Here is a 9,613-nt window from a genome sequence, read left to right as displayed (position 1 = left end):
CTCCAGGAGGCCGCACTCGAACTCGTCGGCTCACCCGCCTGGCCGCGCCATCTGCGGGCCGTCTCCGCGGAGTTGAAGGCCCGGCGCGACGCGATGACCGGTGCCCTCGCCCTGCACCTGCCGGAGCTGGCTCTGCCCCACATCCCCTCCGGCGGCTACCACCTCTGGCCCCGTCTGCCCGACGGCACGGACGAGTCGGCCCTGACCTCCGCGGCCCTGCGCGCCGGCGTCGCCCTCACGCCCGGACGCCCGTACTTCAGCGCCGAACCACCGGCCGCGCACCTGCGGCTCAGCTTCGCGGCGGTCGCCGGGACCGGAGAGATCGCGGAGGGCGTACGACGGCTGCGCACGGCCTGCGACGAGGTGCTGGGATAACCGCTCGACGCACCTTCGGACGGCCTGCGAGCATCGCCGTCATGAGCGACACGCCGAGCCTGCCCGAGGGCTACGAGATCTCCACCGACCCCGGCCGCGTCGACCGCGAGCGCGTGCACCACTGGCTGTCCACCGACGCGTACTGGGCGCTGGGGCGCACCCGGGAGAAGCAGGACCGGGCGATCGAGGGCTCGCTCAACTTCGGCGTCCACGAGACGGTGTCGGGGGAGCAGGTCGCGTACGCCCGGGTGATCACCGACCGGGCGACCTTCGGGTGGCTGTGTGACGTGTACGTCGATCCGTCGGTGCGCGGCAAGGGCGTCGGCAGCGCGCTCGTGGCCGCCGTACGGGACGAGATGCGGCAGTACGGGGTGCGGCGCGTTCTCCTCGCCACGCACGACGCGCACGGGGTCTACGCGAAACTGGGGTTCGCGCAGCTGGAACAGCCCGAGCACTGGATGGCGCTCATCTTCGGCCAGTGAGGGCCGGCACACCCTGGGTAACTCGTAGGTAACGCCTCTTGACCTGCGTACTTGCTGCGCCCACGATCGCCGCATGCCACTTCGGGTCACGTTCGTCGCCTCCGCGCGCAGCTCTCCGCTGCTCGCCGAGCGTTTCGAGGACGACCGGCCGCTGGACCAGGCCGGCTGGGGTGAGGTGGAGCGCCTCGCCCAGGAGTTGCTGCCGCTCGCCGCCGCCGAACTGCGCTACTGCTCGCCGACTCCGCGCAGCCGGTCGACGGGGGAGGGGCTCGGGTACGCGCCGCTGGTCCAGCTCGGACTGCGCGACTGCGACATGGGCCGGTGGCGCGGGCTGACCCTCGGCGAGGCGATGGCCCGGGAGCCGGACGCCGTGGACGCCTGGCTCGCCGACCCCCGCGCCACACCGCACGGCGGTGAGTCGCTGGTCGACTTCATCACCCGCGTCGGCGGCTGGCTCGACACCCGGCCCGTCGAGGACGGCTGCCGGGTCGTGGCGGTGGCCGAGCCGTCCGTGATCCGGGCCGCCCTGGTGTACGCCCTGAAGGCGCCGCCCTCGACGTACTGGAACATCGACGTCCGTCCGCTGTCGACGACGTCCGTGACGGGCCGGGCCGGCCGCTGGAACCTGCGCTTCGACGGGGCGTCCGCTCAGCCCTCGCGCGCGTAGTCGGTCCGCAGGACGAGGTCCTTGGCGGGGCCGCCGACGCGCCACACCGTCCGCCAGCGGGCGGAGTCGTGGACGGTGAACTCGCCGCGGTAGAGGTCCGCCGCACAGGGGTGGGCGGCGACATGCCGGCCGGACGTCAGATCCAGGTCGTGGAACGGACGCCCGTCGGCGAACCGCACCTCGGCCGTGCCGCCCGGGCCGGGCAGGAAGCGCAGCGTGCGCTCCGCGGGCCGGGCGACGCCCTGCCAGACGAAGGTGCCGGCCTCGAGGTGCAGCAACCCGCCGGGCTCCTCCTCGTCCCCACGGAAGACGGTGGCGCCGGTGAACTCGCCCTCCGCGCCGCTCGCGAGATCCCGCACCGACCGTGACACCCGCCAGCGCCCGGCCAGATACGCCAGCACGTCCGGCACTGGCCAGAACTCGCCCATCCTGCCCCGCTCTCCGTCCCGACCGTTGCTGCGCGACCCATTGACGCGCATCCGCCCCCTCCCTATCTTGCCGTTCGAAGTGCTGATCAATGTCTGATATTTCGAACACTCCTCTACCAGAGAGCCGCGGAGTATCCATGCCACGCACCGCCGCCCGCACCCGATGGAGACTGGGTCTCACGACCACCGCCCTCCTGACGGCAGCAGCCCTCGTACCGGCCCCCGCGCACGCCGAGGACGCCACCGACTACGCGATCACCGTCGACCCGTCCGCCCAGGGCGCGAAGATCGACGACACGATGTACGGCGTCTTCTTCGAGGACATCAACCGGGCCGCCGACGGCGGTCTGTACGCCGAGCTCGTGCAGAACCGATCCTTTGAGTACTCCACCGCCGACAACGGCTCCTACATGCCCCTGACCTCCTGGTCGGTGGGCGGCACGGCCCAGGTCGTCAACGACGCCGGGCGGCTCAACGAACGCAACCGCAACTACCTCTCGCTGGGCGCCGGTTCGTCCGTCACGAACTCCGGCTACAACACCGGCATCCGGGTCGAGCAGGGCAAGCGCTACGACTTCTCCGTGTGGGCCCGCGCCGCGAGCGGCAGCACGCTCACCGTCTCGCTGAAGGACGCCGCGGGCAGTCTGGCCACCGCCCGCCAGGTCGCCGTGAAGGGCGGCTGGGCCAAGTACAAGGCCACCTTCAGGGCGACCCGCACGAGCAACCGCGGCCGGCTCGCCGTCGCCTCGGCGGACGCCGCCGCGCTGGACGAGGTGTCGCTGTTCCCGCGCGAGACGTACAAGAACCAGCCGAACGGCCTGCGCAAGGACCTCGCCGAGAAGATCGCGGCCCTGAAGCCGGGCTTCGTGCGCTTCCCCGGCGGCTGCCTGGTCAACACCGGCTCCATGGAGGACTACAGCGAGGCCTCGAACTGGCAGCGCAAGCGCAGCTACCAGTGGAAGGACACCGTAGGCCCCGTCGAGGAGCGCGCCACCAACGCCAACTTCTGGGGCTACAACCAGAGCTACGGCCTCGGCTACTACGAGTACTTCCGCTTCTCCGAGGACATCGGCGCCATGCCGCTGCCCGTCGTCCCCGCCCTGGTGACCGGCTGCGGGCAGAACAAGGCCACCGACAACGAGGCGCTGCTCAAGCGGCACATCCAGGACGCCCTGGACCTCATCGAGTTCGCCAACGGCCCCGCGACCTCCACCTGGGGCAAGGTCCGCGCCCGGATGGGCCACCCCAAGCCCTTCCACCTGACCCACATCGAGGTCGGCAACGAGGAGAACCTCCCCAAGGAGTTCTTCGCCCGCTTCCAGCAGTTCCGGGCCGCCATCGAGGCGAAGTACCCGGACATCACCGTCATCTCCAACTCGGGCCCGGACGACGCCGGCTCGACCTTCGACACCGCCTGGCAGCTCAACCGCGAGGCCGAGGTCGACATGGTCGACGAGCACTACTACAACAGCCCGAACTGGTTCCTGCAGAACAACGACCGCTACGACTCCTACGACAGGAACGGCCCGAAGGTCTTCCTCGGCGAGTACGCCTCCCGGGGCAACGCCTGGAAGAACGGCCTCTCCGAAGCCGCCTTCATGACCGGCCTGGAGCGCAACGCGGACGTCGTCAAGCTGGCCTCGTACGCGCCGCTGCTCGCCAACGAGGACTACGTGCAGTGGCGGCCGGACCTGATCTGGTTCAACAACCGCTCCTCCTGGAACTCGGCCAACTACGAGGTCCAGAAGCTGTTCATGAACAACGTCGGCGACCGAGTGGTTCCCTCCCGGGCCACCGGGACCCCGGACGTCAGCGGCCCCATCACCGGTGCCGTCGGCCTGTCGACATGGGCGACCAGTGCCGCGTACGACGATGTGAAGGTCACCTCCGCCGATGGCTCGACCCTGCTCAGCGACGACTTCTCCGGTGACGCCTCGAAGTGGAAGCACGCCGGCACCGGCAGCTGGAGCATCCAGGACGGGGCCTACGTCCAGACCGACACCGCCGCCGAGAACACCATGGTCACGGCGGGCGACCCGGCCTGGAAGGACTACGACCTGCATGTGAAGGCCACCAAGAAGTCCGGCAAGGAGGGCTTCCTCGTCGCCTTCGGCGTCAAGGACACCGGCAACTACTACTGGTGGAACCTGGGCGGCTGGAACAACACCCAGTCCGCGATCGAGCAGGCCGTGGACGGCGGCAAGGGCACCCTGATGACGAAGGCCGGGTCGATCGAGACGGGCCGGGCCTACGACATCGACATCAAGGTGCGCGGGCGCCAGGTCACCCTGCTCCTCGACGGCAAGGAGTGGGGCACGTTCACCGACGACAAGCCGGCCGAGCCGTTCCGCCAGGTCGTCACCAAGGACGCCCGGACCGGTGACCTGATCGTCAAGGTCGTCAACGCCCAGTCGGCCGAGGCCCGTACGGCCGTCGACCTCGGTGGCGCCAAGGTCGCCTCCACGGCCCGCGTCACCACGCTGGCCGCCGACGAGGACGCCGTGAACACCGAGACGGACACACCGGTGACGCCGGTGTCGTCCACCTTCCGGGGCGTGGCCAAGAAGTTCACGTACACCTTCCCGGCGAACTCGGTCACCTTCCTGCGGATCAAGCAGAGGTAGGACCCGCCGGAGTGGGCCGCCGTGTGAGGGCGGCGGCCCACACTCGCGCGACGGTCACCCGGGTGCTCACCCGCGTGAAGTCCACGCCCGTGCTCACCCGCGTGAAGTCCACCCCGGGAGCGTCTGCAGCACCCTCTCCGCGACGCGCAGCAGCACCGCGTCGTCCGGCACGGCTCCGTCCGCGCGCCACAGGGTGACGTCGACGGAACCGCCGCGGTCCTTCGCGTCCTGGGCGACGGTGAGGGCCCGGGCCGGAACACCGGGGCCGCTGTCGGCGTCGCCGCCGTCGAGCCGGAAGCTGATCCTGATGGTGCGGTCCGAGTAGAGGACCCCCGGGCGGCCCAGCACCTTCTGCGGGCGGGCGTCGCTTCCGAGCAGAGACTCCGACCCGGCCACCGGAAGGCCGTCGTAGGTCGCCGAGAGCGTCACGGTGTACGTCTCGAACTCGACCTGCGCCTGCGGGGTCGCGATCTTCCTGCCGCCCGGGGACCCGAAGGAACCGTCGCTGCCGGAGGCGGTCTTCGCGATCTCCGTCGGTGTGCCCAGCAGTGCGGCCAGGTCGGGCCGGTTCAGCGCCTCGCACAGTCGCGCGCCGGTCAGGCGTTTGCCCTTCGGGGCGGGGGTCTCCTCGGCGGAGCAGGTGGCGGGCCTCGGCTCGCTCTCCGCAGCCGAGGTCTTCGCGAGCCACCAGAAGCCCCCGCTGAGCGCCCCCACCAGCGCCACCGCCGCGAGCGCCTGCCCCCACGCGCTCGTGCCCTTGATGTGCGCGTCGATTTCCTCGGCCATGTCCCCCACCCGCCGTGATCCCCTGAAATGTGCCCGGGGACCTTACCCTGTGGTCATGGCCAGGACAAAGCTGGTTTCCGGGGCGTCCCTCCGGCCGCCGCACCGCCCATGAATGGGATTGCATAAACGTGCAGCGAAACGTATAGTCATGCCCTCTAAGGAGGAGGATCCATGGCGGTACGTGCGGCGGTGGCGGGAGCGAGTGGGTACGCGGGCGGGGAACTGCTGCGTCTGCTCCTGGCGCACCCCGAGGTCGAGATCGGCGCCCTGACCGGCAACTCGAACGCGGGACAGAGGCTCGGTGCGCTCCAGCCCCACCTGCTGCCCCTGGCCGGACGCGTGCTCCAGGAGACCACCCCGGACGTCCTCGCCGGCCACGACGTCGTCTTCCTCGCACTGCCGCACGGGCAGTCCGCCGCCGTCGCCGAGCAGCTCGGCCCGGACGTGCTCGTCGTCGACATGGGCGCCGACTTCCGGCTGGCCGACGCCGCCGCCTGGGAGCGGTTCTACGGCTCCCCGCACGCCGGAACCTGGCCCTACGGCCTTCCCGAACTGCCGGGCGCCCGCGCCGCGCTGGAGGGGTCCAAGCGCGTCGCGGTGCCCGGTTGCTACCCCACCGCCGTCTCCCTCGCCCTCTTCCCGGCGTACGCGGCGGGCCTGGCCGAGGCCGAGGCCGTGATCGTCGCCGCGTCCGGTACGTCCGGCGCGGGCAAGGCACCCAAGCCGCATCTGCTCGGCAGCGAGGTCATGGGCTCGATGTCCCCGTACGGCGTCGGCGGCGGGCACCGGCACACCCCCGAGATCACCCAGAACCTCAGCGCGGCGGCGGGGGAGACGGTCTCGGTGTCCTTCACACCGACCCTCGCGCCGATGCCCCGCGGCATCCTGGCCACGTGCAGCGCCAAGGCCGCCGACGGCGTCACGGGCGAGTCCCTGCGCGCCGTCTACGAGAAGGCCTTCGCCGACGAACCGTTCGTGCATCTGCTCCCCGAGGGGCAGTGGCCCGCCACGGCGTCCGTCTACGGTTCGAACGCCGTTCAGGTGCAGGTCGCGTACGACGCGGACGCCGGCCGGGTCATCGTGATCAGCGCCATCGACAACCTCACCAAGGGCACCGCGGGCGGTGCCGTCCAGAGCATGAACATCGCCCTGGGTCTCGACGAGACCACCGGACTGACGACGATCGGAGTTGCGCCGTGAGTGTGACGGCAGCAAAGGGATTCACGGCGGCGGGCATCGCCGCCGGGATCAAGGAGAACGGCAACCCCGACCTGGCCCTCGTGGTCAACACCGGCCCCCGCCGCGCCGCCGCGGGCGTGTTCACCGCCAACCGTGTCAAGGCCGCGCCGGTCCTGTGGTCCGAGCAGGTACTGAAGAGCGGCCAGGTGTCCGCCGTCGTCCTCAACTCCGGTGGCGCCAACGCCTGTACGGGGCCGAAGGGCTTCCAGGACGCGCACGCGACGGCCGAGAAGGCCGCCGAGGTCCTCGGGCGGGGCGCCATCGAGGTGGCCGTCTGCTCGACCGGCCTCATCGGCCTTCTGCTTCCCATGGACAAGTTGCTCCCGGGCATCGAGACCGCCGCCGGGTCCCTGAGCGAGCACGGCGGTGAGAAGGCCGCCATCGCGATCAAGACCACCGACACCGTCCACAAGACGTCCGTCGTCACCAAGGACGGCTGGACCGTCGGCGGCATGGCGAAGGGCGCTGGCATGCTCGCTCCCGGCCTCGCCACCATGCTCGTCGTCCTCACCACCGACGCGGACCTGGAGAACGACGTCCTGGACAAGGCCCTGCGCGCGGCCACCCGGACGACCTTCGACCGGGTCGACTCCGACGGCTGCATGTCCACCAACGACACCGTGCTGCTGCTCGCCTCCGGCTCCGCCGAAGTCACCCCGCAGTACGAGGAGTTCGCCGAGGCCGTACGGCAGGTCTGCGACGACCTCGGCCAGCAGCTCATCCGGGACGCCGAGGGCGCCAGCAAGGACATCAAGGTCGAGGTGATCAACGCCGCGACCGAGGACGACGCCGTGGAGGTGGGCCGCTCCATCGCCCGCAACAACCTCCTCAAGTGCGCCATCCACGGCGAGGACCCCAACTGGGGGCGCGTGCTCTCCGCGATCGGCACCACGTCCGCCGCCTTCGAGCCCGACCGGCTCAACGTCGCCATCAACGGCGTCTGGGTCTGCAAGAACGGTGGTGTCGGCGAGGACCGCGACAAGGTCGACATGCGCTACCGCGAGGTGCACATCGTCGCCGACCTCGCCGCCGGGCCCGAGACCGCCACCATCTGGACCAACGACCTCACCGCCGACTACGTCCACGAGAACAGCGCGTACTCGTCATGAGCAGTGGAGCGACGCGCAAGCACACCGCCCTGCCCAAGGCGCAGATCCTCATCGAGGCCCTGCCCTGGCTGGTCCGGCACAACGGCAAGACGGTCGTCATCAAGTTCGGCGGCAACGCCATGATCGACGAGGACCTCAAGGCCGCCTTCGCGAAGGACGTGGTGTTCCTGCACCACGCCGGCCTCAAGCCCGTCGTCGTGCACGGCGGCGGCCCGCAGATCAGCGCCGCCCTCGACCAGCACGGCATCGTCAGCGAGTTCAAGGCCGGCCTCCGGGTGACCACCGAGGACGCCATGGACGTCGTACGGATGGTGCTGGCCGGGCAGGTCCAGCGCGAACTGGTCGGGCTGCTCAACCAGCACGGGCCCCTCGCCGTCGGCCTGACCGGCGAGGACGCGCACACCATTACCGCGACCAAGCACCAGCCCGAGATCGACGGCGAGCTGGTCGACATCGGGCGCGTGGGCGAGATCACCGCGATCGACACCGGCGCCATCGAGGCCCTGCTCGCCGACGGCCGCATCCCGGTCGTCTCGTCGATCGCCCGCTCCCAGGACGACGGACATGTCTACAACGTCAATGCTGATACGGCGGCTGCGGCACTCGCTGCTGCACTGGACGCCGAAACCCTCATGGTCCTCACGGACGTCGAGGGCCTCTACGAGGACTGGCCGCACAGCGACGAGGTGATCAGCCGCCTCACCGCGACCGAGCTGGAGCGGCTGCTGCCGGATCTGTCGTCCGGCATGGTGCCGAAGATGGAGGGCTGCCTGCACGCCGTACGCAACGGCGTCACCACCGCCCGTGTCATCGACGGCCGGGTCCAGCACTCGATCCTGCTGGAGATCTTCACCGACGAGGGCATCGGCACGATGGTCGTGCCCGACGAGCAACAGGGGGAAGCCGTATGACCGCCCATCAGGAGTACGCCGAGCGGTGGCAGGGCGCGCTCATGAACAACTACGGCACCCCGCTGCTGCCCCTGGCACGCGGCGAGGGCACCCGCGTCTGGGACGCCGACGGCACCTCCTACCTCGACTTCGTGGGCGGCATCGCCACCAACGCCCTCGGCCACGCCCACCCGGCCGTCGTCGAGGCCGTCACCCGGCAGATTGGCTCCCTCGGCCACATCTCCAACTTCTTCATGGCCGAGCCGACCGTCGCCCTCGCCGAGCGGCTGCTGCGCCTCTTCGGCCGGGACGGCAAGGTCTTCTTCTGCAACTCAGGCGCCGAGGCCAACGAGGCCGCCTTCAAGATCGGCCGGCTGACCGGGCGGACCCACATCGTCGCCACCGAGGGCGCCTTCCACGGGCGGACCATGGGCGCCCTGGCCATGACCGGCCAGGCCGGCAAGCGTGAACCGTTCCTGCCGCTGCCCGGCGACGTCACCCACGTGCCGTTCGGCGACGCGCAGGCCCTGGCCGCCGCGGTCACCGACGAGACCGCGCTTGTCATCCTGGAGCCGGTCCAGGGCGAGCTCGGCGTCGTCGTCCCGCCGGCCGGATACCTCAAGGCCGCCCGGGCCATCACCGCCGCGACCGGGGCGCTCCTCGTCCTCGACGAGGTACAGACCGGCATCGGCCGGACCGGGCACTGGTTCGAGTACCAGGCCCACGAGGGCGTGCTGCCCGACGTCGTCACCCTCGCCAAGCAGCTCGGCGGCGGACTGCCGCTCGGCGCGACCGTCGCCTTCGGGCGGGCCGCCGACCTGCTCCAGCCCGGCCAGCACGGCACGACCTTCGGCGGCAACCCCGTCGCCTGCGCCGCCGGGCTCGCCGTCCTCGACACCATCGAGAACGAGGGGTTGCTGGAGAACGTCAAGCGGCAGAGCGAGAGGCTGCGGGACGGAATCGAGGGCCTCGGCCATCCGTTGATCGATTTCGTCCGGGGTACGGGGCTCCTC

Annotated in this window: 9 protein-coding genes and 1 pseudogene; 8 read left to right on the top strand and 2 right to left on the bottom strand. The window is 70.7% G+C overall.

The annotated features are described in order from the left end of the window. The 3 genes and pseudogenes from ABZ281_RS23065 to ABZ281_RS23055 all read left to right on the top strand — a co-directional run. A pseudogene (locus tag ABZ281_RS23065) lies at positions 1 to 375 on the top strand (PLP-dependent aminotransferase family protein); the annotation flags it as partial. A 41-nt stretch (positions 376 to 416) separates the two neighbouring features. Next, positions 417 to 857, top strand: coding sequence for a GNAT family N-acetyltransferase (locus ABZ281_RS23060; protein ID WP_356658223.1), 441 nt, complete (start codon positions 417 to 419; stop codon positions 855 to 857). Between the two features lie 73 nt (positions 858 to 930). Then, entirely contained in the window at positions 931 to 1,524 is a 594-nt protein-coding gene (locus ABZ281_RS23055) for a histidine phosphatase family protein (protein WP_356658221.1), read from the top strand. On the opposite strand, the gene ABZ281_RS23050 is transcribed toward ABZ281_RS23055, so the two are convergent. After that, positions 1,506 to 1,952 (bottom strand): DUF6314 family protein, encoded by a 447-nt coding sequence (locus ABZ281_RS23050; protein ID WP_356658219.1) that lies wholly within the window; start codon positions 1,950 to 1,952, stop codon positions 1,506 to 1,508. The genes ABZ281_RS23055 and ABZ281_RS23050 overlap by 19 nt on opposite strands. 137 nt (positions 1,953 to 2,089) lie before the next feature. Between ABZ281_RS23050 and ABZ281_RS23045 the strand changes: the two genes are divergently transcribed. Beyond that, positions 2,090 to 4,576, top strand: coding sequence for an alpha-L-arabinofuranosidase C-terminal domain-containing protein (locus tag ABZ281_RS23045; RefSeq protein ID WP_356658217.1), 2,487 nt, complete (start codon positions 2,090 to 2,092; stop codon positions 4,574 to 4,576). Between the two features lie 93 nt (positions 4,577 to 4,669). On the opposite strand, the gene ABZ281_RS23040 is transcribed toward ABZ281_RS23045, so the two are convergent. Beyond that, a complete protein-coding gene (locus ABZ281_RS23040) occupies positions 4,670 to 5,362 on the bottom strand; it encodes a DUF6215 domain-containing protein (RefSeq protein WP_356658215.1) in 693 nt (230 codons plus the stop codon). 171 nt (positions 5,363 to 5,533) lie between these two features. Here ABZ281_RS23040 and argC point away from each other — a divergent pair, with 171 nt between their 5' ends. The 4 genes from argC to ABZ281_RS23020 all read left to right on the top strand — a co-directional run. Then, positions 5,534 to 6,562, top strand: a complete 1,029-nt coding sequence (argC, locus tag ABZ281_RS23035; protein WP_356658213.1) for an N-acetyl-gamma-glutamyl-phosphate reductase — start codon at positions 5,534 to 5,536, stop codon at positions 6,560 to 6,562. Then, positions 6,559 to 7,710 carry a bifunctional glutamate N-acetyltransferase/amino-acid acetyltransferase ArgJ gene (argJ, locus tag ABZ281_RS23030; RefSeq protein ID WP_356658211.1) on the top strand — a complete coding sequence of 384 codons (1,152 nt, stop codon included), beginning with the start codon at positions 6,559 to 6,561 and terminating at the stop codon, positions 7,708 to 7,710. The genes argC and argJ overlap by 4 nt, the downstream gene beginning before the upstream one ends. Then, positions 7,707 to 8,621, top strand: coding sequence for an acetylglutamate kinase (gene argB / locus ABZ281_RS23025; RefSeq protein WP_356658209.1), 915 nt, complete (start codon positions 7,707 to 7,709; stop codon positions 8,619 to 8,621). Before argJ ends, argB begins: the two co-directional genes overlap by 4 nt. Then, a partial coding sequence (locus ABZ281_RS23020) for an acetylornithine transaminase (protein WP_356658207.1) occupies positions 8,618 to 9,613 on the top strand: 996 nt, incomplete at its 3' end. The genes argB and ABZ281_RS23020, both read left to right, overlap by 4 nt.

It is taken from the genome of Streptomyces sp. NPDC006265, assembly GCF_040613555.1.
Taxonomy (GTDB): Bacteria; Actinomycetota; Actinomycetes; order Streptomycetales; family Streptomycetaceae; genus Streptomyces.
The sequence above is the reverse complement of the archived record's forward strand: the minus strand, read 5'-3'. Positions and strand labels throughout refer to the sequence as shown.

Bases quoted from the DNA above. Each gene is read 5' to 3' on its own strand.
- ABZ281_RS23045 (WP_356658217.1), top strand. From the start codon at position 2,090: ATGCCACGCACCGCCGCCCGCACCCGATGGAGACTGGGTCTCACGACC.
- argC (WP_356658213.1), top strand. From the start codon at position 5,534: ATGGCGGTACGTGCGGCGGTGGCGGGAGCGAGTGGGTACGCGGGCGGG.
- ABZ281_RS23050 (WP_356658219.1), bottom strand. From the start codon at position 1,952: ATGGGCGAGTTCTGGCCAGTGCCGGACGTGCTGGCGTATCTGGCCGGG.
- ABZ281_RS23060 (WP_356658223.1), top strand. From the start codon at position 417: ATGAGCGACACGCCGAGCCTGCCCGAGGGCTACGAGATCTCCACCGAC.
- ABZ281_RS23055 (WP_356658221.1), top strand. From the start codon at position 931: ATGCCACTTCGGGTCACGTTCGTCGCCTCCGCGCGCAGCTCTCCGCTG.
- argB (WP_356658209.1), top strand. From the start codon at position 7,707: ATGAGCAGTGGAGCGACGCGCAAGCACACCGCCCTGCCCAAGGCGCAG.
- ABZ281_RS23040 (WP_356658215.1), bottom strand. From the start codon at position 5,362: ATGGCCGAGGAAATCGACGCGCACATCAAGGGCACGAGCGCGTGGGGG.